Here is a 24,204-nt window from a genome sequence, read left to right as displayed (position 1 = left end):
CACGAACGGAGAAGGAGTCACCGTGAGGGTCGGAATCGTCGGAGCCACCGGTCAGGTGGGCACGGTCATGCGCAGGATCCTCACGGAGCGCGACTTTCCGGTCACCGAGCTGCGCCTGTTCGCCTCCGCGCGCAGCGCCGGCAAGGAGCTGGACGGTGTGACGGTGGAGGACGCGACCACCGCCGACTACTCCGGCCTGGACATCGTGCTGTTCTCCGCGGGCGGCGCCACCTCCAAGGCGCTGGCCGAAAAGGTCGCCTCGCAGGGCCCGGTCGTGATCGACAACTCCTCGGCCTGGCGCCGCGACCCCGAGGTCCCGCTCGTGGTGTCCGAGGTGAACCCGCACGCGATCGCCGACCGCCCCAAGGGCATCATCGCCAACCCGAACTGCACCACGATGGCCGCGATGCCGGTCCTGCGTCCGCTGCACGCGGAGGCGGGCCTCGAAGCCCTCGTCGTCGCCACCTACCAGGCGGTGTCCGGCTCCGGCCTGGCCGGCGTGGACGAGCTGTTCGAGCAGGTGCAGAAGGTCGGCGCGGACGCGCCCAAGCTCACCCACGACGGCTCGGCCGCCGAGTTCCCGAAGCCGGAGAAGTACGTGGCGCCGATCGCGTACAACGTGCTGCCGCTGGCCGGCTCGATCGTGGACGACGGTCTGCACGAGACGGACGAGGAGCAGAAGCTCCGCAACGAGTCGCGCAAGATCCTGGAGATCCCGGAGCTGAAGGTCTCCGGCACCTGCGTGCGCGTGCCCGTGTTCAGCGGCCACTCCCTGCAGATCAACGCCCGGTTCGCCCGCCCCCTGAGTGTGGAGCGCGCCAAGGAGCTGCTGGCCGGCGCCCCCGGCGTCGCGCTCACGGAGGTGCCGACCCCGCTGCAGGCGGCCGGTCAGGACCCGTCGTACGTGGGCCGCATCCGCCAGGACGAGACGGTGGAGAACGGCCTCGCCCTGTTCGTCTCCAACGACAACCTGCGCAAGGGCGCGGCCCTGAACGCGGTGCAGATCGCGGAGCTGGTGGCGGCGGAGCTGAAGGGCTGACCGCCCGTCACCCCCTCGTGACCTCGTAGAGGAAGCAGCCGTACTCGACGGCCCGGACGTGGACGAACTCCACGGCCGGGTCGTCGAACGCTTCCCGGAGGGCGGGCCCGAACCCGCCGGGTTCGACCAGGCGCCCGCCCAGGATGCGCCCTTCGGCGGAGTACCGGCGCAGGGTGCGGTGCGCGTGAGTGAAGGCGAGCCCGTCCTCCGGGTCCGGCCCCGCGCACCGCTCGGCGTGGATGAAGACGGGCCCCTGCTCGTCGTACGCGCCCGGATCGGCGCCCGCGCGGGCCGCCCAGCGGCGCAGCGGGGCATAGGAGACCAGGGCGGTGCGCTCGCCCGCGCGGCTGCGGCGCAGGCAGCAGCGCAGGGGCGCGCCGCCCTCGGTGTCGGTGCGGGGGACGGGGGCGCGGCCCGCGTCGTCGGATACGCGGAGTTCGTCGAGGGCGGCCGGGGGGACGGGGCGTGCGGTGCAACCGTTCATGGGTCCATGCTCACGCGCGCGCGGCCCGCGCACCGGCGGGTAATGGACATCGCGTTCGGTGCGGGCCACGTGGAAGGATGGCGCAACCCACACATAACGAGGAGATGACCGCGTGCCTGGCACAAACCTGACTCGCGAAGAGGCGCGGCAGCGGGCGACGCTGCTGACCGTTGACTCGTACGAGATCGATCTCGACCTCACCGGCGCGCAGGAGGGCGGCACCTACCGGTCCGTGACCACGGTGCGCTTCGAGGTCGCCGAGACCGGCGGCGAGTCCTTCATCGACCTGGTCGCGCCGGCGGTCCACGAGGTGACGCTGAACGGCGACGCCCTGGACCCCGGTGAGGTGTTCCAGGACTCCCGCATCGCCCTCGCGGAGCTGCTGCCGGGCCGCAACATCCTGCGGGTGGTCGCCGACTGCGCGTACACCAACACCGGAGAGGGCCTGCACCGCTTCGTCGACCCGGTCGACGACCAGGCGTACCTCTACACGCAGTTCGAGGTGCCCGACGCGCGCCGCGTCTTCGCGAGCTTCGAGCAGCCGGACCTCAAGGCGACGTTCCAGTTCACCGTCAAGGCACCCGAGGGCTGGACGGTCATCTCCAACTCGCCCACCCCGGAGCCCCGGGAGAACGTCTGGGTCTTCGAGCCGACCCCGCGCATCTCGTCGTACGTCACGGCCCTGATCGTCGGCCCGTACCACTCCGTGCACAGCGTGTACGAGAAGAACGGCCAGTCCGTCCCGCTCGGCATCTACTGCCGCCCCTCGCTCGCCGAGCACCTCGACTCGGACGCGATCTTCGCGGTGACCCGGCAGGGCTTCGACTGGTTCCAGGAGAAGTTCGACTACGCGTACCCGTTCAAGAAGTACGACCAGCTCTTCGTGCCGGAGTTCAACGCGGGCGCGATGGAGAACGCGGGTGCGGTGACCATCCGCGACCAGTACGTGTTCCGTTCGAAGGTGACGGACGCCGCGTACGAGGTGCGGGCGGCGACGATCCTGCACGAGCTGGCGCACATGTGGTTCGGCGACCTGGTCACCATGGAGTGGTGGAACGACCTGTGGCTCAACGAGTCGTTCGCCACCTACGCCGAGGCCGCCTGCCAGGCCGCCGCGCCCGGTTCGAAGTGGCCGCACTCGTGGACGACGTTCGCCAACCAGATGAAGACCTGGGCGTACCGGCAGGACCAGCTGCCGTCCACGCACCCGATCATGGCGGACATCAGCGACCTGGACGACGTGCTCGTCAACTTCGACGGCATCACGTACGCCAAGGGCGCGAGCGTGCTCAAGCAGCTCGTGGCGTACGTCGGTGAGGACGCGTTCTTCCAGGGCGTGCAGGCGTACTTCAAGCGGCACGCGTTCGGCAACACGCGCCTGTCCGACCTGCTGGGCGCGCTGGAGGAGACCTCGGGGCGCGACCTGAAGACCTGGTCGAAGGCGTGGCTGGAGACGGCCGGCATCAACGTCCTGCGCCCGGAGATCGAGACCGACGCCGACGGTGTCATCACCTCCTTCGCCATCCGCCAGGAGGCCCCGGCCCTGCCCGCCGGTGCGAAGGGCGAGCCGACGCTGCGCCCCCACCGCATCGCGATCGGCGGCTACGACCTCGACGCGGACGGCAAGCTGGTGCGCGGCGACCGCGTCGAACTGGACGTCGACGGCGAACTGACCGCCGTACCGCAGCTGGTGGGCAAGGTCCGCCCGGCGGTGCTGCTCCTGAACGACGACGACCTGTCGTACGCGAAGGTCCGCCTGGACGAGCAGTCGCTCGCGGTCGTCACCGAGCACCTCGGCGACTTCGCCGAGTCGCTGCCGCGCGCCCTGTGCTGGGCGTCGGCGTGGGACATGACCCGGGACGCGGAGCTGGCGACCCGCGACTACCTGTCGCTGGTGCTGTCCGGCATCGGCAAGGAGTCCGACATCGGTGTCGTGCAGTCCCTGCACCGCCAGGTGAAGCTGGCCGTCGACCAGTACGCCGCCCCGACCTCCCGCGAGGCCCTGCTCACCCGCTGGACCGAGGCCACGCTCGCGCACCTGCGCGCGGCCGAGGCGGGCAGCGACCACCAGCTGGCGTGGGCGCGGGCGTTCGCGGCGACGGCCAGGACGCCGGAGCAGCTGGACCTGCTCGACGCGCTGCTCGACGGCACGCAGACGATCGAGGGCCTGGCCGTCGACACCGAGCTGCGCTGGACGTTCGTGCAGCGCCTGGCGGCCGTGGGCCGGTTCGGCGGCTCGGAGATCGCCGCCGAGTACGAGCGGGACAGGACGGCCGCCGGCGAGCGCCACGCGGCCACCGCGCGCGCCGCCCGCCCGACCGAGGCCGCCAAGGCGGAGGCCTGGGAGTCGGTCGTCGACTCCGACAAGCTGCCGAACGCCGTGCAGGAGGCGGTCATCGCCGGCTTCGTCCAGACCGACCAGCGCGAGCTGCTGGCGGGGTACACGGAGCGGTACTTCGAGGCGCTGAAGGGTGTCTGGGAGTCCCGTTCGCACGAGATGGCCCAGCAGATCGCGGTCGGCCTGTACCCGGCGCTGCAGGTCTCCCGGGAGACCCTGGACCGCACGGACGCCTGGCTTGCCTCCGCCGGGCCGACCGCGGCCCTGCGCCGCCTGGTCTCGGAGTCCCGCGCGGGCATCGAGCGCGCCCTTCAGGCCCAGGCGGCGGACGAGGCGGCGGGGGCGTAGCCCGTACGACCGGCCCTACGTGTCAGGGGCGCCCGGCGTGGTCCGGGCGCCCCTGCCGTGTGCGGGGCGCCGTCCGGTGTGCCGGGGCGCCAGGGCGCGTGGCCGATACTCGTGCCATGACCGACAGCCCCGGCCAGTCTCCGGAACAGCGCCCCGAGCGGCACGAGGACCCCGTCGACGCGATCGTCGGCCAGTGGGCGCGGGTGCGGCCCGATCTGGACACGGCCGCCATGGAGGTGTTCGGCCGTGTCTTCCGGCTGGCGCGCGCGATGGGCGACCGGATGGAGACGGCGTACGCGCGCTTCGGGATCTCCCGCGGGGAGTTCGACGCGCTGGCGACGCTGCGGCGGGCCGGGGAGCCCTACACGCTCTCGCCGCGGCAGCTGTCGGCCACGCTGATGCTCACCACCGGCGGCATGACCGGGCGGCTGGACAGGCTGGAGGGGGCCGGGCTGCTGCGCCGCTCCCCCGACCCGCACGACCGCCGGGCACTGCAGGTCACGCTCACCGACCGGGGCCTCGCACTGATCGACGAGGCGGTCGGCGCGGGGCTCGCCGTCCAGGCGGCGGCCCTCTCCGCGCTCGACGCACGGCAGGCCGCCCAGGTGGCCGACCTGCTGCGGGACCTGCTCGCCGGGACGGAGCACTGAGCCGGCGCGGGCGCACGGGTGGGCGCGTCCCCGGACACGCCGAAGGCGCCGCCCGTCACCGGTGTCCGGTGGGGGCGGCGCCCTCGGGGGAGCCGAGGCGGCCGGTCCCGAAGGTCAGGCCTTCGCGCCGGCCTTCTGCCTGGCCGCCTTGGCCTTGGTGTTGGGGCTGGTCACCCTGTGGTCCGGGTGCGAGCGGTCCAGGACCATGATCAGACCCGCGATGACCACGAACAGCGCGATCGGGGCCAGGACGTAGAGACCCAGCGTCTCGACGACGCTCAGGCCGGTGCCGGGGTCGTCGCCGTCGTCGCGGGTCAGCGCGAGCGCGGGGGACGACATGAGCAGCATCATCAGCGTCGTACCGGCTGCCAGGGCGCCGGCGCGCAGGGCGTTCTTCTTGTCCACGGTGCAAAGTTAGCGAACGCCCCGCGGGCCCGCGCGTCCGGGGTGCCCGTACGGGGGCCGGGCGCGCCCCCTCTCAGCCGTCGCCGCGTTCCCGTACGGCGTCCATCAGGGCGTGCAGTCGGGGCGAGGCGGCCAGGTCCTCCAGGGTCACGGGGCGGCCCTCGGCGTCGGCGACGGGCAGCCGCCAGTTCGGGTACTGGTCCCAGGTGCCGGGGAGGTTCTGCGGGCGGCGGTCGCCGACGGCGTCCGGGAGCCAGACGCCGACCATGCGGGCGGGCGTGCGCAGCAGGAAGCGGTGCACGGCCTGGATCTCCGCCTCCTCGGCGGGGGTTCCGGTGCCGCCGCCGGTGCCGTGCAGCAGGCCGAGCCGGGCCAGGACGTCCAGCCACTCGGCGATGTCCGCCGACGCCGCGGCGCGTTCCTCCTCCAGCGGGCGGGCCAGCAGGCCGAGGCGGTCGCGGAGTTCGACGTGCTCGCCGGTGAGGCGGGCGGCGGTGGGGGGCAGGTCGTGGGTGGTGGCGGTGGCCAGGCAGTCGGCGCGCCAGCGTTCGGGCGGCAGCGGACGGCCGTCGCCGGTCCAGTCCCGCTCGAACCAGAGCACGGACGTGCCGAGCACCCCGCGCTCGCGCAGCGCCTCGCGCACGCCGGGCTCCACGGTGCCCAGGTCCTCGCCGACGACCACGGCACCGGCCCGGGCGGCCTCCAGGACGAGGACGGCGAGCATGGCCTCGGCGTCGTAGTGGACGTAGGTGCCCTCGGTGGGCGGGTGGCCCTCGGGGACCCACCAGAGCCGGAACAGCCCCATGACGTGGTCGACGCGCAACGCGCCGGCGTAGCGGAACAGACCGCGCAGCAGCCCCCTGAAGGGCGCGTACCCGCCCTCCGCCAGCCGGTCGGGGCGCCAGGGCGGCAGGCCCCAGTCCTGGCCGCGGGCGTTGAAGGCGTCCGGCGGCGCGCCCACCGACGTGCCCGCGGCGAAGTACTCCCGCTGGGCCCAGGAGTCGGCGCCGCGCGGGTGCACGCCGACGGCGAGGTCGTGGACGATCCCGACCGGCATGCCGGCCTCGCGGGCGGTGCGCTGGGCGGCGGTGAGCTGGGTGTCGGTGAGCCAGGTGAGGCGGGAGTGGAAGTCGACGCGGTCCATCAGCTCGCTGCGGGCGCGCTCGGTGGCGGCCGAACGGGGGTCGCGCAGCCCTTCGGGCCACCGGTGCCAATCGGGGCCGTGGACCTCGGCCAGCGCGCACCAGGTGGCGTGGTCCTCCAGGGCGGTGCCCTGTTCGGCGAGGTAGTCGCAGTAGGCGGCGCGGCGACCGGGCCCGAGGGGGACCTCGTGGAGCAGTTCGAGGGCGTCCCGTTTCAGCTCCCACACGGCGTCCCGGTCGATGAGGGCGCCCTTGTCCAGTACCCCCTCCCGCAGCCGCGCCGCCCGCTCCCGCAGCGCGCGGGCCCGCTCGGGGTCGGTGACGTGGGCGGACTCGGGCACGTCCTCGATGCGCAGGTGCACGGGGTCGGGGAAGCGGCGGGAGGAGGGCCGGTAGGGGGACGGATCGGTGGGGGCGCCTGGCACGGCCGCGTGCAACGGGTTGACCTGCACGAATCCGGCGCCGAGGGCGCGTCCGGCCCAGCCGGCCAGTTCGCCGAGGTCGCCGAGGTCGCCCATGCCCCAGGAGCGGTGGGAGAGGAGGGAGTAGAGCTGGACGAGGAGTCCGTGGGAGCGGGCGGCGGGGGCGGGCAGCCGCGCCGGGGCGACGACGAGGTGCGCCTCGGCGGTGCGCCCGTCGGGCGCGGTGGCGGTCACCCGGTGGACGCCGTCCGGCAGCGGCCCCGTCCCGTCGTCCGGCAGCCGCCCGGTCCCCTCACGTCGCTCGCCCTGCTCGGTGTCGACGCGCAGCCGGGTGCCGGCGGGCAGCGCCGCCAGGGCGGCGGGGGTGCCGCCGTCGCCCCAGAGAACGACGGTGGGCGGCAGCAGGCGCTCGCGCAGCTCGGTCTCACGGGCGGCGAGCGCGGCCCGTACGGCTCCGGGGGTGCGCGTGTCCACGCCAAGGGCGGCCAGCGCGTGGGTGACGGCGGTGGCCGAGGCCGGGACGGTGCGGTCCGGGTCGGGGCAGTAGGAGGTGGCGACGCCGTGCAGCGCGGCGAGCCGGGTCAGATCCTCGGGAAGGTCTTCGGGAAGGCCCTCGGTGGGGTGGTCGTCCGGCCGGGCTGCGGGCATCTGCCACCTCTACGACATCGTGGGTTCCGGGACGGCGAAGGAGGGGCCGCCCTGCTCCGGCACGTCGGCCGTGAGTCCGGGCGAGGACTCGCTGGTCAGCGGTACGGCGTCGGCGAACGGCGACTCGCTGGTGAGGGGCTCGGCGTCGGGCAGCGGGGGCTCGCTGGTCAGCGGCGTCTCCGCGCTGCTGCCGGTGGCGCCGAAGACGCAGTAGTGCGGGGTGTCGGAGGCGACGGAGGGCTCCGCCCAGGGGGTGGACGGCTCCGCCACGGGTTTGGAGGGGGCCGGCAGCAGAAGGGGTGCCAGTGCAGCCATGGGAGTCTCCTCGGGGTCGTTCGTCGTGCCGAGTGTGTTTTCGGCGGGTTACGGCAGCCCCTACCCAGAAGGTGCCGAGGCAGGCCCCCTGAGATCGGCAACGTGTCCCTGGTCACATTCCATGGGTCCAAAATACCCGCGAAACGGGCCAGAGAGTCACACGTCTCCTCCCAGTGGGGCATCGGCCGCACGACCTCTCCCGGTGGGGCACCGGCCGGGTACCCCACCGGGAGAGGTGGACCGGGTGGGGACTCAGGGGGCGAGGGTGACGACGGCCTCCCGACCGGTGCCGCTGACGGAGACGGAGACGGTGAAGAGGCCGGACGCGGTGTCGTGGGTGACGGCGCCGACGCGTCCCCCGGTGGCGGTGACGGCCGGTTTGCGCGGCGCGTGGCCGTGCAGGGTGACCGGGCCCTCGCCGGCGGCGAAGGCGATCGTGGCGTGCACGGCCCCGTCGTCGCCGAGGTGCACGACGCGCTTCCGGCCGTGCCCGACGAACTTCCCGGCGTCGCCGAGGAAGGCGATCCCGGACGGCCCCGCCGGGGCCACGACCCAGTACGTCCCGTCGCCGACGGTGGCCTCGACGCTGCCGCCCGCCGCGACCCGGGTACCGCTCCCGGCGTAGTAGTCGTAGACGTACGCCGGTCCGCCCACGCCAAGGGAGGCCAGGGAGAAGGAGACGCTCTGGGACATGCCGGTCGGCACGGCGCCCTGCGTGACGCCGAGCCAGTCGATGTTGCCGCCGCTCGCCCCGGTGGCGGTCGCGCGGACGGTGTTCGCGCCTTCGGCGAGGGTCGCGGTCAGCCCCACGACGCTCCACGCGTTCCACCAGCCGGTCGACGGGAACGACAGGGTGCGGGCGGCGGCGCCGTTCACCGACACGGCGAGCGGGCGGTCGGTGAAGGAGGCGTTGGCGTAGCGGAACTGGAGGGTGTACGTGCCGGCCGCGGGCGCCTGCACCGTCCACTCCACGTAGTCGCCGTCGGGATTCTGGAAGTCGGCGAAGCCGCTGCCGGTGTAGCCGGACTGGTCGGTGCCGACGACCGCTCCGGACAGGGTCGCGTCCTCGGCCTGGTAGAGCCGCTGCGGCTCCCGGGACTGCCGGGCGTAGGCGAAGACGTAGCGGTAGGTGAGTCCCGTGGCGTGGGCGACGTGGGTGGAGGCGACCATGGCGGGCAGCTTTCCGGCCGCCTCTCCGACGTAGGTCGCGTCGGTGGGGACGATCGGCACGTCGGGTTTGACGAGCACCCCGTCGGGCCGTGCCACCTTCGCCAGATTGACCGCGCTCACCTTGCCGAGCGCGTCCCCGACGCCGACCGGCCCCGCCGACAGGTTCGCCAGCAGCAGGTTGTTCGTCTCGCCGCTCAGGAACACGTCCACCCAGGGCCACACGCTGAGCGCGCCCGCGAGCTGCGAGTCGTAGAGGAACATGTCCCACTTGGGCCGGTCGAAGCGGTCGTCGCTGACCCGGATCGTCGTCAGGTGGGGGTAGCGGGTGGTCTGGAGGTAGTCGCGCGGCAGGGCCATGCAGTACTGGAGGTCGATGCCCTCGGCCGCCGAGTACCGGGCCATGTGGTCGAAGAACGCGTCGGCGTCGGTGAGGTTGGTGTCGGCGGGCTTGGCCTTGGTGCAGAGCCAGTCCTGCTCGAAGACGGTGACGCCGCCCTCGCGCAGGTACTTCATGACGCCCTGCCAGAACTCCGGGTCGATGACAACGTTGTTCGAGAAGTCGTACTGCCCGTGGTACGGACTCGTCTCGTCCATCCACCGGGCATGGGTGACGAGCGGCTTGCCCAACTCCTTCCGGAACGCGGCCAGTCCGTTCGGGAACAGCGTCTTCTCCGCCTCGTACACCGAGGTGCCGTGGTCGAGGGCGTCCCACTTGCCGTCGGGACCCTTGGGGTACCACCAGCTGTCGAGCTGCATGTACCCCATGGGGATCTTCTGGGCGGCCCACTCGTCACGGACGGCGAGCAGGGTGCCCGCGTAGCCCTTCGACTCGTCGAACTTGTAGTAGTAGTCGGCGCCGTTGTCGGTCCAGTAGCCGAGTGTGTCGAGGATGACGCCCGTGTCGTTGGCCGGCGTGGTCTTGCCCGCGAGCCGGGTCAGCGCGGTGCCCCATGCGCGGTGGACGGCGCCGATGCCGGCCTTGACCGACAGGATGGTCTTGCGTGTGTACCCGGCGGGCAGCGTGCCGACGGTGTCGATCACACCGACCGCGAGGGAACCGTCTGCCGCCTGCGTGGTCCGCGTGTCCTGGAACTGGTCGGCCGCCGAGAGCAGAAAGGCGTTGCCCGAGTCGTCGAAGTACACCCAGGGACTGTCCGCCGCACTCCCGAAGGAGTTGAACTGGAACTTCCCGAAGCACTCCCGGTGGCTCAGCTGATGGCCGAGTCTCGGGTACCGCGTGAACGTGGGGAACGGCCCGGAGTTGGCACCGGCGCGGACGCGGGTATCGGTGAACACGACGCAGGACGCGGCGTCGTAGACGCGGACGCCGCCCTTCCGCGCACCCGACGCGAAGGTGAACGTGGTCTCCCTGTACGCGCCCACCGCGTCCGACCCCGTCCGGGTGGCGATGCCGGTCGCGGCCGAGCCGAGCGAACCGCCGAAGCTCCAGCCCAGGACGGTCGCGGTCACCTCCCAGTCCCCCGACGCGTGCACGGCCCCCCGCAACGCCGTCGGCCCGGCCTCCTCCGCCCCCGTCCCCGCGCCTGCCCTGGCCACGCCCGCCGCGCCGGCCAACGGCAGGGCCAGCGCGGCGGACCCGACCCCGGCGGCCCGGATGAAACCACGACGACTGAATCCGGTCATGAGTGCTCCTCGTCTCGGTGCAGACTCGATGCAGGGCAGCGGAACGCGCGCGGCGGAGGCAGAGCGGCGGTGCGTACGTCGCCGAGGTGCGGGAAGAACGCGTGGAGGCCGCGCACGGTGCAGATGTGGCGCCAGTGCGGTGACCGCACCCGTGGGGTGCGTGGAGGCCGTTCACCCACCGAGAGGCGGGCGTAGCTCAGTGTGCTGCGAGGCGTCTCGCAGGGTCAACACTCATAACAGGGGAAGATGTCCACGTATATGAATGACAGTCGGTCACCCCACTGCGGTGGTGGACAGCAGGGCGGCGGCGATCACGCCACTGCAGGGCAGTCGGAAGTCGGAAGTACTCACGGAGGAAGTCGCATGAGGCCGTCACCGCGCCGGGCACTCCAGGCACTCGATCGCTTCAACGCCGCCCACCCCTGGGACCACAACGCCCACTACCACCGCTGGATCCTGCGGCAACTCCCCCGCCGCTTCGGCAGCGCGCTGGACGTCGGATCGGGCACCGGCGACCTGGCCCGCCTCCTGGCCACCCGCGCCGATCACGTCCTGGGCGTCGACTCCGATCCCGCGATCACCGCACGGGCACGCGCGCTGACCCCCGAGCCGACGCGCACCTCGTTCACGGTCATGGACGCCGCGACCGAGCTACCCGCAGGCCCCTTCGACGTCATCACCTGCGTAGCGACCCTCCACCACCTGCCGTTCACCGAGACCTTGCACGCCTTCCGCAGCCGCCTGGCTCCCGGCGGCACCTTGGTCGTCGTCGGCCTCTACCGCCCCGCGACCCTCACGGACCACGCACTCGGCGCGATCGCCGCGCCCCTGAACGCCGCCGCAGGGTGGCTCAAGAACAGACCCCGGAGGGCACCCCGCCCCGCCTCCATGACCGCCCGGACCCGACCGGCCGACATGCCCTTCACCGACATCACCGAAGCGGCCCGCGCCACCCTGCCCGGCGCCCGCCTCCACCGCCGCCTCTTCTGGCGCTACACGCTCACATGGACAAACCGCGTCTCATCTAGGCTGGGCGTGTGGACCCCCGCAGACCCGGAGGAGCCTTGTGACCGTGACCGCTGACAGGCCGCAGATGCTCGTCACAGAGTTCGAAGAACTCGCACGCCATGCCGAGCGGAGCATAGAAGGCGCACGGCTCGAGTTCATCAGCGGACATCTCGGGGGGAAGGCCGTGCCTGACGGCGACCACGGACGTGTCATCCAGTGGCTGACGCGTATCTGTATGCAGCACCGGCCCGACCTGTGGCTGGATCCGACGCAGGGACTGATGGTCGAGGCATACCGGGGCGGGCGCGCCCGGCCGGACGGCTCACTGGCCCCGGCAGAAGCCTTTGTGGGCCAGGGCGAATGGGCCGACGCTGCACCAGTCCTCATGGTCGTCGAGGTGACCTCGTACGACTCCGACACCGACCGGCGTGACCGGGTCGACAAGCCCCGGGCCTATGCCGAGACGGGCATCCCGGTGTACCTGCTGATCGACCGGGACACCTGCGAGATCAAGGTGCACAGCCGTCCGGACGGGGGACAGTACGAGACGGTACAGACGCTGCCCTTCGGCAAGGAGGTCGCGCTGCCCGAACCGGTCGGGATCGCGCTGGACACCGAGCCGCTGAAGAACTGGGTGCGCTGACCCGGAGCAGGTGGAGGCCCCGGAGCGTCAGGCGGGAATGCCGTCGATCCGGGCCATGGCGTCCTCCGCGCCGTACGGCTGCAAGTACGGCAACCAGCGTGGGTCCCGGTGGCCCGTGCCGATGATGCGCCAGGCCAGGCCCGTCGGCGGGGCCGGTTTGTGGCGCAGGCGCCAGCCCAGTTCGACCAGGTGGCGGTCGGCCTTGACGTGGTTGCAGCGGCGGCAGGACGCCACCACGTTCTCCCACGCGTGCAGGCCCCCGCGGCTGCGCGGGATGACGTGGTCGACGCTGGTGGCGACGGCGCCGCAGTACATGCAGCGGCCCCCGTCGCGGGCGAAGAGGGCACGGCGGGTGAGCGGGACGGGACCCCGGTAGGGCACCCGTACGAACCGCTTGAGCCGGACCACGCTGGGTGCGGGCACGGTGACGGTAGCGCTGTGCAGGAAGGCGCCGGACTCCTCCAGGGAGACTGCCTTGTTCTCCAGGACGAGGACGAGCGCGCGGCGGAGCGGTACGACGCCGAGCGGCTCGTACGACGCGTTGAGGACCAGGACATGCGGCACGGGTGCCTCCTTGGGCGTCGGCGGCGCGTGGCTCGCGCCGGGACGATCTGGTTCAGTCTCCCCTCATGGCTGGTCGTAGCGCCACCATGTCCCGGTAACGGGCTGGGAGTGTTTTCGAACACACGGGCCGCGGCCTCGGGGGCGTGACCAGTCCGAGTGCGGTGAGGACCGTCTCCTCCGCCCGTTTCGGGCCGAAGGGCGCCCGGTGCCCCGTTAGTGTGGTGCTCCTGCCCGTCCGGTGACCTTTCCGTGACCTTGGACCGGACCTCGCACCGGGCCGCGCAGGACGGGCTGCCGCATTTGGAGGTATCCGCCGTGTCCGCCGTGTCCCTGTCCGCCGCCGACCCCTCGGCCGCCGTTCCGTCGCCCACGCCGTCGCCGTCGGCCCCCGAGGTGCCCACGCTCCAGGACGCCCAGGACCATGCGAACAACGCCGCGGGCTGGGTCGAGGAGAACTGGTCGACCTGGCTCGCGATCGGGCTGCGGGTGCTGCTGATCGTGGTGATCGCGGTGGTGCTGCGGGCCGTGGTGCGGCGGGCCATCACCAAGCTGATAGAGCGGATGAACCGCAGGGCCACGACCGGTGGCGGCACCGCGCTGAGCGGACTGCTCGTCAACGCGGAGCGGCGCCGGCAGCGGTCGGAGGCCATAGGGTCCGTGCTGCGCTCGGTGGCCAGCTTCCTCATCCTCGGCACCGCCGCCCTGATGGTCCTCGGCACCTTCCAGATCAACCTCGCCCCGCTGCTGGCCTCCGCCGGTGTCGCCGGTGTGGCGATCGGCTTCGGCGCCCGCAACCTGGTCACCGACTTCCTGTCCGGCGTCTTCATGATCCTGGAGGACCAGTACGGCGTCGGCGACAGCATCGACGCGGGGGTGGCCTCCGGCGAGGTCATCGAGGTCGGGCTGCGGGTGACCAAGCTGCGCGGCGCCGACGGCGAGATCTGGTACGTCCGCAACGGCGAGATCAAGCGGATCGGCAATCTCTCCCAGGGCTGGTCCACGGCGGGCGTGGACGTGACCGTCCGCTCGGACGAGGACCTGGACAGGGTGCAGGAGACCCTCGCCGGGGTCGGCGAGCGGATGAGCAAGGAGGAGCCCTGGAACGAGATGCTCTGGGGGCCCATCGAGACGCTCGGTCTGGACTCCGTACTGCTCGACTCCATGGTGGTGCGGGTCTCCGCGAAGACCATGCCCGGCAAGGCCCTCACCGTCGAGCGCGAGCTGCGCTGGCGGATCAAGCGGGCCTTCGACGCGGCCGGCATCGCGATCGTCGGCGGCGCGACGGTCCCGCTGGAGGGCGCCCCGGCCGCCGCCGACCCCGCGGCGGGGGTCGCGGCGCCGTCGGCGTACGCCAGCTCCGTGTCGCCCCAGTCGGTCGCGGCGTCCCCGATCCCGCCGCCCAGCACCGCCAAGTAGGCCGGGACTCCGAAAAGGCCCTCGGGTAACGAGTGCGTTGCCTCGGGGGCCCACTCTTGACGGCCCCCCACTGGCGGCCTACGTTTCTCAGCCAACAGGAAACTTTCCTAACAGTCGCCGGAGCGGACACTCCGTGAAAAGCTGAGCGGCCGAGAGGCAGGTGGGGACACGCATGGCAGCAACCGCCGGTACGCCGGGCACCCCGCGCGTCCTGCGCGCCATGAACGACCGGGCGGCGCTCGACCTGCTCCTGGAGCACGGGCCGCTCTCCCGGACCCGGATCGGCAAGCTGACCGGGCTGTCCAAGCCGACCGCCTCGCAGCTGCTGGCCCGGCTTGAGGCGGCCGGGCTGGTGCTGGCCGGGGGCACGACCGAGGGGCGCCCCGGGCCCGGCGCCCAGCTCTACGAGGTCAACCCCGCCGCCGCGTACGCCGCCGGACTCGACGTCACCCCGGCCCGCGTCCTCGCCGCGGTCGCCGACGTCACCGGGCGCACGGTCGGCCGGTACGAGCTGCCCACCCCGGGCAGGCGCCCCGCCGTCCCCGTCGTCCAGCAGGTCACCGACGCCCTCGACGGCGCGGTGAAGGCGGCCGGACTCGCCCGGTCCGACGTGCACCGCCTCGTCGTCGGCACCCCGGGCGCCTTCGACCCGGGCACCGGACGGCTGCGCTACGCCTCACACCTGCCCGGCTGGCACTCCCCCGCCCTCCTCGACGAACTCGCCGCCGCCCTGCCGATGCCGGTCGGGTACGAGAACGACGTGAACCTCGCCGCCGTGGCCGAACAGCGTCTCGGCGCGGCCCGGGGCCACGAGGACTTCGTGCTGCTGTGGAACCAGGAGGGCCTGGGCGCCGCCCTGGTCCTCGGCGGCCGGCTGCACCGCGGCTGGACCGGCGGCGCGGGCGAGGTCGGCTTTCTGCCGGTCCCGGGCGCCCCGCTGGTCCGCAAGGTCAGCCGCACCGGCAGCGGCGGCTTCCAGGAGCTGGCCGGTTCCCAGGCCCTGGCGGGACTGGCCCGGGAGGTGGGCGTCACCGACGTGCCCTCGGGGCCGTACCCGGAGGTCGCCGCCGCCCTGGTCGCCCGCGCCGCCCGGACGGGGGACGACCCGCACCGCCGGCTGCTCCAGACCTACGCCACCCGCCTGGCCACCGGCCTCGCCTCCCTCGTCTCCGTGCTCGACCCCGAGCTGGTGGTCCTCAGCGGCACCTCGCTCGTCGCCGGCGGCGAGGCGCTGCGCGACCTGGTCCGGGACGAGCTGGAGGAACTGGCCGCCTCCCGGCCCCGGCTCGTCGTCGGTGACGTGACCGAGCACCCCGTCCTGCGCGGCGCACTGGAGAGCGCGCTCGCGACCACCCGCGACGAGGTCTTCGACACCTCGCGCTGACCCCCGCGCCACCCCGATCACCCTGCGCCATCCCGATCGATCACCCCAACCACTCGACGCGCCCCACCCACTCCAGGCGCCCCACCCACTGCACGCGCCCACCCACTCCAGGCGCCGCACTCGCTCCACGCGCCTCACCGCCCCGAGCCCCACCCACCCGGTTCTCACCCTGCCCCTGGGAGCTTCGCCATGCCCGGAACATCCCGAAAAACGGCGTTCGCGATCGCCGCCTCCGCCTCCCTCGCCCTCCTCGCCACCGCCTGTACCGGGTCGTCCGGGACCGGCGCCTCCGACGACCCGGACGCCGAGACCACCCTCACCTTCTGGCACGGCTGGAGCGCACCCGCCGAGGTGGAGGCCGTCCAGGCCAACGTGGACCGCTTCGAGGAGGCGCATCCCAACATCAAGGTGAAGGTCGTCGGCAACATCAACGACGACAAGCTCAACCAGGCGCTGCGCGCGGGCGGTTCGAGCGGACCCGATGTGGTGTCCTCGTTCACCACCTCCAACATCGGCAAGTTCTGCTCCTCGGGCGCCTTCCTCGACCTGAAGCCCTTCGTCGAGAAGTCAGAGCTCGACCTGGACGCGCTCATCCCGAAGCCGATGCTGGAGTACACCCAGTTCGAGGGGACCCGCTGCGCCCTGCCCCTGCTCGGCGACGCCTACGGCCTCTACTACGACAAGGACGCCTTCGAGGCGGCCGGGATCGAGCAACCGCCGAAGACCTGGAGCGAGTTCGCCGAGGTGGCGAAGAAGCTGACGAAGACCAGGGGCGACTCGTACGAGCAGCTCGGTTTCATGCCGAACTACCACGGCTACGAGACCGTCGTCGACCACTACATGTCCCAGTGGGACCACGCCTACTTCGACGCGGACGGCAGGTCCGCCGTCGCCCAGGACCCGGCGTTCGCCGAGATGTTCACGTACCAGAAGAAGCTCGTCGACGACCTCGGCGGCTTCGAGAAGCTGGAGAAGTACCGGAACACCTTCGGCGACGAGTGGGGCGCCAAGCACCCCTTCCACACCGGCCAGGTGGCGATGCAGCTGGACGGCGAGTGGCGGCTCGGCATGGCGAAGGACGCGGGCGTGGACTTCGAGATCGGCACCGCGCCGATGCCCGTCGCCGACGACGAGGCGGACGAGTACGGCAAGGGCTTCCTCTCCGGCACCGTCATGGGCATCGCCCCGCACAGCGAGAAGCAGAACGCCGCGTGGGAGCTGGTGAAGTACATGACGACCGACACCGAGGCCGTCGTCGCCTTCGCCAACGCCATCCGCAACGTGCCCTCCACCTTCCCGGCCCTCAAGTCCCCCGCTCTGAAGGCCGATCCGCAGTTCAAGACCTTCCTGGACATCGCCCAGCACCCGGAGTCCAACTCGCCGCCGGCCTCCGTCAACGGCGCCACGTACCAGCTGACGCTCCAGGACTTCGGCTACCAGTACGAGTCGGGCAAGGTGACGGACCTCAAGGCGGGACTGGAGAAGACCGCCGCGCAGATCGACCGCGACATCGAGCAGACGAAGTAGCGGTCCATGGCCACCAACACGCTCCGCGCGAAACGCCGTTCCTCGGCGCTTCGGACGGCGGCCTTCATGTCGCCCTGGCTCGTCGGGTTCGGCGTCTTCTTCGCCTACCCCCTGGTGTCCACCGTGTACTTCTCGCTGATGAAGTACGACGGCTTCGGCGTCCCGGAGTTCCGGGGCCTGGAGAACTGGACGTACGTCTTCCAGGACTACCCGCTCTTCTGGCCCGCCCTGCGCAACACCCTCTGGCTGGTCCTGGTGATGGTGACCTGCCGGGTGGTGTTCGGACTCGGGGTCGGGCTGCTCATCACGAAGATCAAGACCGGGGCCGGGGTCTTCCGCACCCTCTTCTACCTGCCCTACCTCGCCCCGCCCGTCGCCGCGACGCTCGCCTTCGTCTTCCTCCTCAACCCCGGTACGGGGCCGGTCAACTCCGTCCTGGAGGGCCTCGGCGTGCCGGCGCCCGGCTGGTTCACGGACTCGGCCTGGTCCAAGCCGGCGCTGACCGCGCTCGCCGTGTGGGGCGTGGGCGACCTGATGGTGATCTTCATGGCCGCGCTGCTCGACGTGCCCAGGGAGCAGTACGAGGCGGCCGAGCTGGACGGGGCGTCGGCCTGGCAGCGGTTCCGGTTCGTGACGCTGCCGAACATCTCGCCCATCGTCCTGTTCGCCGTGGTCACGGGCGTGATCCAGACCATGCAGTACTACACGCAGCCGCTGGTCGCCGGGAAGGTCGCCTCCGGGGTCATCGGCGGCTCCGGGCAGTCCTTCGAGCCCGGCTATCCCGACAAGTCGACCCTCACCCTCCCCCAGCTCGTCTACAACCTCGGCTTCCAGCGCTTCGACTACGGCGCCGCCTGTGTGGTCGCGCTCGTGCTGTTCGCGCTGGCCATGGCGTTCACGGCGCTGCTGATGCGCCGCCGGGGCGGTCTGATCCAGGCAGGTGACCGATGAACCAGGCATCGACGCGGGTATCGACCCGGGTACCGACGGACCGGGTGCCGGACCGGCCCGCCGCGGCCGGTACGCCGCCCACCGGGGAGCGGGTCGCGCGCCGGCGCGTCCTGCTGGAGTGGATCGCCGTCCACTCCCTCGGCGTGGCCGCCGCCCTCTTCTTCACGCTGCCCTTCGTGTTCGTGGTGCTCACCTCGCTGATGAGCGGCCAGCAGGCCCTCACCCGCGACCTGTGGCCGCACACCTGGGAGTGGGGCAACTACCGCACCGTCCTGGACACTCCGGGCTTCCTCACCTGGTGGAAGAACACGCTGGTCTACGCGGGGCTCGGCACCGTCCTGACCGTCGCCTCGTCGATCCCGGTGGCGTACGCGCTCGCCAAGTTCCGCTTCCGGGGCCGGCACCTGTCCCTGATGCTGGTGATCTCGATGATGATGCTGCCCCCGCAGGTGGTCGTCATCCCGATGTACCTGTTCTGGGCGAAGCAGCTGGACCTGTCCGGCACGCTGTGGCCGCTGATCATCCCGATGGCCTTCGGCGACGCCTTCTCCATCTTCCTGCTGCGCCAGTTCCTGCTGACCGTCCCGGACGAGTACCTGGACGCGGCGAAGGTCGACGGCTGCGGGGAGCTGCGCACCCTGCTGCGGGTCGTCCTGCCGATGGCGAAGCCGGGCATCGCGGCGGTGGCCCTCTTCCAGTTCTTCTACGCCTGGAACGACTACTTCGGACCCCAGATCTACGCCTCCGAGAACCCCGGTGCCTGGACGCTCTCCTACGGCCTGGAGTCCTTCAAGGGCGCCCACCACACCGACTGGAACCTCACCATGGCCGCGACCGTACTGGTCATGGCCCCCGTGATCCTCGTGTTCTTCTTCGCGCAGAAGGCGTTCGTCGAGGGCGTCACACTGACCGGAGTAAAGGGTTGATGACTGCATGAAACTCACCGTGGTCGGCGGCGGTTCGACCTACACGCCCGAACTGATCGACGGCTTCGCCCGGTTGCGGGACACCCTGCCGGTGCGGGAGCTGGTCCTCGTCGATCCGGCGGCGGACCGGCTCGAACTGGTCGGCGGGCTCGCCCGCCGCATCTTCGCCAGGCAGGGGCACGACGGCCGGATCGTCACCACCTCCGACCTGGACGCCGCCGTCGACGGCGCCGACGCCGTACTGCTCCAGCTGCGCGTCGGCGGCCAGGCCGCCAGGCAGCAGGACGAGACCTGGCCGCTGGAGTGCGGCTGCGTCGGCCAGGAGACGACCGGCGCGGGCGGCCTCGCCAAGGCGCTGCGCACGGTGCCGGTGGTGCTGGACATCGCCGAACGGGTGCGCCGCGCCAACCCGGACGCCTGGATCATCGACTTCACCAACCCGGTCGGCATCGTCACCCGCGCCCTGCTCCGGGCGGGGCACCGGGCGGTCGGGCTGTGCAACGTGGCGATCGGACTGCAGCGCAAGTTCGCCGGGCTGCTCGGGGTGGCACCGGCCGACGTCCACCTGGACCACGTGGGCCTCAACCACCTCACCTGGGAGACCGCCGTACGGCTCGGCGGCCCCGAGGGCGCGGACGTGCTGCCCCGGCTGCTCGCGGAGCACGGGGACGCGATCGCCGCCGATCTGCGCCTGCCCCGGCCGCTGTTGGACCGCCTCGGCACCGTCCCGTCCTACTACCTGCGCTACTACTACGCCCACGACGAGGTCGTCGGCGAACTGCGCACCAAGCCGTCCCGGGCCGCCGAGGTCGCGGAGATGGAGCGGCAACTGCTCCGGATGTACGGCGACCCCGCCCTGGACGAGAAGCCCGCCCTGCTCGCCGAGCGCGGCGGCGCCTACTACTCCGAGGCCGCCGTCGACCTCGCCGCCGCCCTGCTCGGCGGCGCGGGCTCCCCGTACCAGGTGGTGAACACCTACAACCGCGGCACGCTGCCCTTCCTCCCCGACGACGCGGTGATCGAGGTGCCCGCGGCCGTGGGCGGCAAGGTGCCCGCGCCGCTGCCGGTGGCGGACGTGGACCCGCTGTACGCGGGGCTGATGGCCAACGTGACCGCGTACGAGGACCTCGCGCTGGACGCGGCCCTGCGCGGCGGCCGGGAGCGGGTCTTCCGGGCGCTGCTCGCCCACCCGCTCGTCGGCCAGTACGGGTACGCCGAGCAGCTCACCGACCGGCTGGTCGCGCACAACCGGGAGCACCTGGCGTGGGCCTGACCGGGGGCGTCCTCGCCGTCGACGCGGGCAACAGCAAGACCGACGTGGCCGTGGTGACGGCGGAGGGCGAGGTGCTCGCCACCGCGCGCGGAGGGCCGTTCCGTCCGCACGCCGTGGGTGTCGAGCAGGCCGTCGACGCCCTCGCGGAGGCGGTGGCGCGTGCCTTCGCGGCGGCGGGCGTCACCTCCGTCGCGCACGTGTCGGCGTGCCTGGCCAACGCCGACCTGCCCGTGGAGGAGGAGCAGCTGGCCGCCGCGCTGGACGCGCGCGCGTGGGGCGCGCGGGTCGACGTGCGCAACGACACCTTCGCGATCCTGCGGGCCGGTGTCGCCGAGCCGCTGGGCGTCGCCGTCGTGTGCGGGGCCGGCGTCAACTGCGTCGGCATGCGCCCCGACGGCCGCACCGCCCGCTTCCCTGCCATCGGCCGCATCTCCGGCGACTGGGGCGGCGGCTGGGGACTGGCCGAGGAGGCGCTGTGGCACGCCGCGCGCGCGGAGGACGGGCGCGGGGAGCCGACGGAGCTGGCCCGCACGCTGCCGGCCCACTTCGGGCTCGGCTCGATGTACGCCCTGATCGAGGCCCTGCACCTGCGGCACGTGGAGCCCGCCCGGCGGCACGAGCTGACGCCGGTGCTGTTCGCCACGGCGGCCGACGGCGATCCGCTCGCGCGGTCGGTCGTGGACCGGCAGGCCGACGAGGTGGTGGCCATGGCCGCGGTCGCGCTGACCCGTCTCGACCTGCTCGCCGAACCGGTGCCGGTCCTGCTGGGCGGCAGTGTGCTGGCGGCCCGGCATCCGCAACTCGACGAGCGCATACGGGAGCTGCTCGCGGCCCGCGCTCCCAAGGCGGTGCCCAGGGTGGTGACGGAACGGCCCGTACTGGGCGCGGTGCTGCTGGGCCTGGACGCGGTGGGCGCGGACCCCGGGTCCCACGCGGGCGTGCGGGAGCACTTCGCCGGCGCCTGAGCACGGCGGTCGTCCCCCGGTCCCGGCCCCTGGTCCCGGGAACGGTCCCGGTCCTGGTCCCGGGACCAAAGGCACGACCGGGCGGGGGGGGGCGACAGGGCGGGGGACGACCGGGCGGGGGCGACCCGGCCGGGGGACGAGAGGGGACAAGAGGGGAACCGAACCGGTTCCGGTGGCGTGTTCATGGGCAGGGGTGGCAGGGGTGGTGCGTCGCACCGGTGCACATATCAAGATCGGGTGAAGGCCGATGCGGATGTCGGTGCGGGCAGCGATACTTGCGGCGACGGATGACCACGGGGGAGGTCGGTGGTGACTCAATCGCCGAAGGGCGGCGGCAGCGCGACACCGCCCGGCGCGGCCGTGCCCACCCTGTCCGCCGTACCCGCCGTGCCTCCGCAGTCCGGACCGGCCGAGCGGCAGCACGCGGGCCCCGGCGCACCCTCCGCGGCCACGCCACCGTCCCCCGCCCCGGCTCAGCCGCGCCGTACCGCCTTCGCCGAGGGCGTGGACCGGCTGCGCGCGGCGGCCGTCACCGAGCCGGGGCGGCTGCGCATCATCGGCGCACTGCTCGCCGCGCTCGTCGTCGCCTTCGGCACCGTCACCGCCTGGCAGATGTACGAGCGGTCCCTGGCCGCCGACGACGTGCTCACCCGCAGCCAGCCGCTCACCTCGGAGGCGGCCGGCATCTACAGCTCCCTGGCCGACGCCAACACGGCTGCCTCCAGCGGCTTCCTGGCCGGCGGGCAGGAGACCGAGGCGTCCCGGGAGCGGTACGAGAAGGGCGTCCGCGACGCGGCCGAGGGACTCGTGACGGCCGCCGCCAACTCCGACGCGGACTCGCCCTCCGCCGCGACCATCACCGAGCTGAACCGGCTCCTGCCCGAGTACAAGGGCCTGGTCGAGCGCGCCCGCACCTACAACCGGCAGGGCTTCCCGGTCGGCGGCGCCTATCTGCGCTACGCCAACGAGAAGATGCAGCAGGACATGCTCCCGGCGGCCGAGGACCTGTACCAGACGGAGAACAAGCGGCTCGGCGCCGACTACGCCGACGCGAAGCCCTACCCCTGGGCCGCGCTGGCGCTCGGCGTCCTCGCGCTCGCCGGACTGGGCTGGGCGCAGTACCGCACCTACCGCCGCACCAACCGGGTGCTCAACCACGGCCTGGTCGCCGCCACGGCCGCCGCGACGGTCGTCCTGCTCTGGCTGGTCGTCGGCCACAGCGTCGCGCGGTCCGGCCTGAGCGACTCCTACGACCACGGCGTACGTTCGCTGAACGTGCTGCACGACGCCCGCATCGCCGCTCTGAAGGCCCGGGGCAACGAGAACCTCACGCTGGTGGCGCGCGGCGCGGAGACGACGAAGTCGGGCGGCGAGACGGTCGACGCCTACGACTTCGAGTTCGGGAAGAACATGGACGCGCTCGGCGAGGGCCTGAAACAGGCCGCCGAGTACGCCGACGACGACAAGGGCGGGCAGCCGGTCGCCGCGGCGCGGGGCAACATGGAGGAGTGGCGCAAGCGCCACGCCTCCGCCCGTGCCCAGGACGAGAGCGGCAACTACCAGCAGGCCCTCGACCTGGTCATCGGCGGCAAGGGGGCGACGGGCGAGTGCTTCGACGGCGTCGAGGACTCGCTGGCCGCCGCCCTCGACCACGAGGAGCGGGAGTTCGAGCAGGCGGCGGGCGACGGCCTGGACGCGATGGGCCACCTGCCGCAGGGCGCCGGCGTGCTCTCCGGGCTCGGCGCCGCCGGTGCGCTGCTGGGCATCGGCCGCAGGCTCTCGGAGTACCGGTGAGGGAGGGAGGCGCGCGGATGCGCGCACGACGACTGCGGTCCGGCCTGAAGGGCTGGGGCGGGGTGGGGGCCATGGCCGTCGCCTGCGCCCTCGCCGTGGTCCTCGCCCTGCTCCTGCCGACGGTCCGCTCGCACGGCGAGCCCGGCGGCCCGGGCGGCGCTCGTGGCGGCGGCTCCGGCTCCGGTTCCGGTTCCGGCGGGCACGGCACCGCCCACGGCAGCCAGGCGCGGGCCGCCGAGGAGTGCACGGACCCGGAGAAGCAGACCCTGGCCCCGTCCGACTCCGACGGACCCGCCATCGACGCCATCCGGGACCGCGAGGGCGAGAAGCGCAAGCTGGTCGTCGGCGTCGACCAGAACAGCTTCCGCTGGGGGTACCGCGACCCGAACAGCCGCGGCGCCGCCGAACTGGAGGGCTTCGACATCGACCTGGTGCACCGCATCGCCGAGGACGTCCTCGGAGACGGGAACGCGGTGCAGTTCAAGGCGATCCCCACCGACCAGCGCATACCGGCGATCCAGGACGGCCGGGTCGACATGGTGGTCCGCACGATGACCATCAACTGCGACCGCCTGAAGGACGTCGCCTTCTCCGCCCCCTACTTCCGCACCGGCCAGCAGGTGCTCGCGCCCAAGTCCTCGGACGTCACCGGGTACGACGGCACGCTGGCCGGCAAGAGGATCTGCACGGCGGCCGGTTCGACCGCGCTGAGCACGCTGGAGCGGGACCGGAAGGACGGCAGGCTCGCCGCCGACGCGGACCTGGGCACCACCGTGCCCAACCAACTGGACTGCCTGGTACGGCTCCAGCTCGGCGAGGTCGACGCGGTCGTCACCGACGGCGCGCTCGCCGCGAGCCAGGCCGCGCAGGACCCCACGGTGGAGCTGAAGGGCGACTCCTTCACCACCGAGTACTACGGCGTGGCGATGAAGAAGGACGCCGACGATCTGGTACGCCGGGTCAACCGGATCCTCGCCGACTGGCGCGCGGACCCGACCGACGGGTGGCAGCACTCGTACGAGGCGTGGTTGTCGGAGACCATGGACGACGCGGCGAAGTCGGAGCCGCCGGCACCGCAGTACCTGCGCGAGAGCTGAACGGCCGCCGCACCGCAGGCGAAGAGCACGGGCAAGTCCGCGACAGCGAGG

At 72.6% G+C, this 24,204-nt stretch carries 20 protein-coding genes; 14 read left to right on the top strand and 6 right to left on the bottom strand.

All coding sequences use genetic code 11. The annotated features are described in order from the left end of the window. Positions 1 to 22 precede the first annotated feature (22 nt). The gene (locus IG94_RS0123130) at positions 23 to 1,039 is read left to right on the top strand and encodes an aspartate-semialdehyde dehydrogenase (RefSeq protein WP_031040291.1); all 1,017 of its coding nucleotides are present in this window, start codon (positions 23 to 25) and stop codon (positions 1,037 to 1,039) included. Between the two features lie 7 nt (positions 1,040 to 1,046). On the opposite strand, the gene IG94_RS0123125 is transcribed toward IG94_RS0123130, so the two are convergent. Then, entirely contained in the window at positions 1,047 to 1,523 is a 477-nt protein-coding gene (locus IG94_RS0123125) for a DUF1203 domain-containing protein (RefSeq protein WP_031040289.1), read from the bottom strand. A gap of 112 nt (positions 1,524 to 1,635) precedes the next feature. Between IG94_RS0123125 and pepN the strand changes: the two genes are divergently transcribed. Both pepN and IG94_RS0123115 read left to right on the top strand, forming a co-directional pair. Beyond that, positions 1,636 to 4,209 carry an aminopeptidase N gene (gene pepN / locus IG94_RS0123120; RefSeq protein WP_031040287.1) on the top strand — a complete coding sequence of 858 codons (2,574 nt, stop codon included), beginning with the start codon at positions 1,636 to 1,638 and terminating at the stop codon, positions 4,207 to 4,209. Positions 4,210 to 4,325: 116 nt separating this feature from the next. Further along, the gene (locus IG94_RS0123115; RefSeq protein WP_031040285.1) at positions 4,326 to 4,859 is read left to right on the top strand and encodes a MarR family winged helix-turn-helix transcriptional regulator; all 534 of its coding nucleotides are present in this window, start codon (positions 4,326 to 4,328) and stop codon (positions 4,857 to 4,859) included. A gap of 114 nt (positions 4,860 to 4,973) precedes the next feature. Here IG94_RS0123115 and IG94_RS0123110 read toward each other — a convergent pair whose 3' ends face one another. The 4 genes from IG94_RS0123110 to IG94_RS0123095 form a co-directional block, all read right to left on the bottom strand. Then, the gene (locus IG94_RS0123110) at positions 4,974 to 5,264 is read right to left on the bottom strand and encodes a hypothetical protein (RefSeq protein ID WP_031040283.1); all 291 of its coding nucleotides are present in this window, start codon (positions 5,262 to 5,264) and stop codon (positions 4,974 to 4,976) included. Positions 5,265 to 5,337: 73 nt separating this feature from the next. Beyond that, positions 5,338 to 7,476, bottom strand: coding sequence for a 4-alpha-glucanotransferase (malQ, locus tag IG94_RS0123105; RefSeq protein ID WP_031040279.1), 2,139 nt, complete (start codon positions 7,474 to 7,476; stop codon positions 5,338 to 5,340). Positions 7,477 to 7,485: 9 nt separating this feature from the next. After that, on the bottom strand, positions 7,486 to 7,791 hold the full coding sequence (locus IG94_RS0123100) for a hypothetical protein (RefSeq protein WP_031040278.1): 306 nt from the start codon (positions 7,789 to 7,791) through the stop codon (positions 7,486 to 7,488). 252 nt (positions 7,792 to 8,043) lie between these two features. Next, positions 8,044 to 10,605, bottom strand: a complete 2,562-nt coding sequence (locus IG94_RS0123095) for a carbohydrate-binding protein (RefSeq protein WP_157852300.1) — start codon at positions 10,603 to 10,605, stop codon at positions 8,044 to 8,046. A 363-nt stretch (positions 10,606 to 10,968) separates the two neighbouring features. On the opposite strand from IG94_RS0123095, the gene IG94_RS0123090 reads away from it, so the two are divergent. Together IG94_RS0123090 and IG94_RS0123085 are read left to right on the top strand one after the other, a co-directional pair. Beyond that, positions 10,969 to 11,688 carry a class I SAM-dependent methyltransferase gene (locus IG94_RS0123090; protein ID WP_078892394.1) on the top strand — a complete coding sequence of 240 codons (720 nt, stop codon included), beginning with the start codon at positions 10,969 to 10,971 and terminating at the stop codon, positions 11,686 to 11,688. After that, entirely contained in the window at positions 11,672 to 12,256 is a 585-nt protein-coding gene (locus tag IG94_RS0123085; protein WP_031040270.1) for a Uma2 family endonuclease, read from the top strand. The genes IG94_RS0123090 and IG94_RS0123085 overlap by 17 nt, the downstream gene beginning before the upstream one ends. A gap of 27 nt (positions 12,257 to 12,283) precedes the next feature. Here the strand turns inward: IG94_RS0123085 and IG94_RS0123080 are convergent, their stop codons facing one another. Then, positions 12,284 to 12,820 (bottom strand): HNH endonuclease, encoded by a 537-nt coding sequence (locus IG94_RS0123080; RefSeq protein WP_031040267.1) that lies wholly within the window; start codon positions 12,818 to 12,820, stop codon positions 12,284 to 12,286. A 324-nt stretch (positions 12,821 to 13,144) separates the two neighbouring features. Between IG94_RS0123080 and IG94_RS0123075 the strand changes: the two genes are divergently transcribed. The 9 genes from IG94_RS0123075 to IG94_RS0123035 all read left to right on the top strand — a co-directional run bounded on the left by IG94_RS0123075 (position 13,145) and on the right by IG94_RS0123035 (position 24,153). After that, positions 13,145 to 14,236 carry a mechanosensitive ion channel family protein gene (locus IG94_RS0123075; protein ID WP_031040264.1) on the top strand — a complete coding sequence of 364 codons (1,092 nt, stop codon included), beginning with the start codon at positions 13,145 to 13,147 and terminating at the stop codon, positions 14,234 to 14,236. A 172-nt stretch (positions 14,237 to 14,408) separates the two neighbouring features. Next, the gene (locus tag IG94_RS0123070; RefSeq protein ID WP_031040261.1) at positions 14,409 to 15,620 is read left to right on the top strand and encodes an ROK family transcriptional regulator; all 1,212 of its coding nucleotides are present in this window, start codon (positions 14,409 to 14,411) and stop codon (positions 15,618 to 15,620) included. Between the two features lie 189 nt (positions 15,621 to 15,809). After that, complete coding sequence (locus IG94_RS0123065) at positions 15,810 to 17,147, top strand: ABC transporter substrate-binding protein (RefSeq protein ID WP_031040256.1); 1,338 nt, start codon at positions 15,810 to 15,812, stop codon at positions 17,145 to 17,147. 6 nt (positions 17,148 to 17,153) lie between these two features. Further along, positions 17,154 to 18,098, top strand: coding sequence for a carbohydrate ABC transporter permease (locus tag IG94_RS0123060; RefSeq protein ID WP_031040253.1), 945 nt, complete (start codon positions 17,154 to 17,156; stop codon positions 18,096 to 18,098). Further along, positions 18,095 to 19,024, top strand: coding sequence for a carbohydrate ABC transporter permease (locus IG94_RS0123055; protein ID WP_052410806.1), 930 nt, complete (start codon positions 18,095 to 18,097; stop codon positions 19,022 to 19,024). The genes IG94_RS0123060 and IG94_RS0123055 overlap by 4 nt, the downstream gene beginning before the upstream one ends. 7 nt (positions 19,025 to 19,031) lie before the next feature. After that, on the top strand, positions 19,032 to 20,297 hold the full coding sequence (locus tag IG94_RS0123050) for a 6-phospho-beta-glucosidase (RefSeq protein ID WP_031040249.1): 1,266 nt from the start codon (positions 19,032 to 19,034) through the stop codon (positions 20,295 to 20,297). Then, positions 20,288 to 21,262, top strand: coding sequence for an N-acetylglucosamine kinase (locus IG94_RS0123045; protein WP_031040246.1), 975 nt, complete (start codon positions 20,288 to 20,290; stop codon positions 21,260 to 21,262). The genes IG94_RS0123050 and IG94_RS0123045 overlap by 10 nt, the downstream gene beginning before the upstream one ends. Before the next feature lie 309 nt (positions 21,263 to 21,571). Beyond that, positions 21,572 to 23,056, top strand: a complete 1,485-nt coding sequence (locus IG94_RS0123040) for a hypothetical protein (protein ID WP_031040244.1) — start codon at positions 21,572 to 21,574, stop codon at positions 23,054 to 23,056. Positions 23,057 to 23,073: 17 nt separating this feature from the next. Further along, a complete protein-coding gene (locus IG94_RS0123035) occupies positions 23,074 to 24,153 on the top strand; it encodes a glutamate ABC transporter substrate-binding protein (RefSeq protein ID WP_031040241.1) in 1,080 nt (359 codons plus the stop codon). Positions 24,154 to 24,204 lie beyond the last annotated feature (51 nt).

The organism is Streptomyces olivaceus (genome assembly GCF_000721235.1).
Taxonomy (GTDB): domain Bacteria; phylum Actinomycetota; class Actinomycetes; order Streptomycetales; family Streptomycetaceae; genus Streptomyces; species Streptomyces olivaceus.
This window is presented reverse-complemented; position numbering and strand designations above follow the sequence as displayed.

Coding starts and splice junctions, on each gene's coding strand:
- IG94_RS0123125 (WP_031040289.1), bottom strand. CDS start 1,523: ATGAACGGTTGCACCGCACGCCCCGTCCCCCCGGCCGCCCTCGACGAA.
- IG94_RS0123115 (WP_031040285.1), top strand. CDS start 4,326: ATGACCGACAGCCCCGGCCAGTCTCCGGAACAGCGCCCCGAGCGGCAC.
- malQ (WP_031040279.1), bottom strand. CDS start 7,476: ATGCCCGCAGCCCGGCCGGACGACCACCCCACCGAGGGCCTTCCCGAA.
- IG94_RS0123100 (WP_031040278.1), bottom strand. CDS start 7,791: ATGGCTGCACTGGCACCCCTTCTGCTGCCGGCCCCCTCCAAACCCGTG.
- IG94_RS0123095 (WP_157852300.1), bottom strand. CDS start 10,605: ATGACCGGATTCAGTCGTCGTGGTTTCATCCGGGCCGCCGGGGTCGGG.
- IG94_RS0123090 (WP_078892394.1), top strand. CDS start 10,969: ATGAGGCCGTCACCGCGCCGGGCACTCCAGGCACTCGATCGCTTCAAC.
- IG94_RS0123070 (WP_031040261.1), top strand. CDS start 14,409: ATGGCAGCAACCGCCGGTACGCCGGGCACCCCGCGCGTCCTGCGCGCC.
- IG94_RS0123065 (WP_031040256.1), top strand. CDS start 15,810: ATGCCCGGAACATCCCGAAAAACGGCGTTCGCGATCGCCGCCTCCGCC.
- IG94_RS0123060 (WP_031040253.1), top strand. CDS start 17,154: ATGGCCACCAACACGCTCCGCGCGAAACGCCGTTCCTCGGCGCTTCGG.
- IG94_RS0123055 (WP_052410806.1), top strand. CDS start 18,095: ATGAACCAGGCATCGACGCGGGTATCGACCCGGGTACCGACGGACCGG.
- IG94_RS0123050 (WP_031040249.1), top strand. CDS start 19,032: ATGAAACTCACCGTGGTCGGCGGCGGTTCGACCTACACGCCCGAACTG.
- IG94_RS0123035 (WP_031040241.1), top strand. CDS start 23,074: ATGCGCGCACGACGACTGCGGTCCGGCCTGAAGGGCTGGGGCGGGGTG.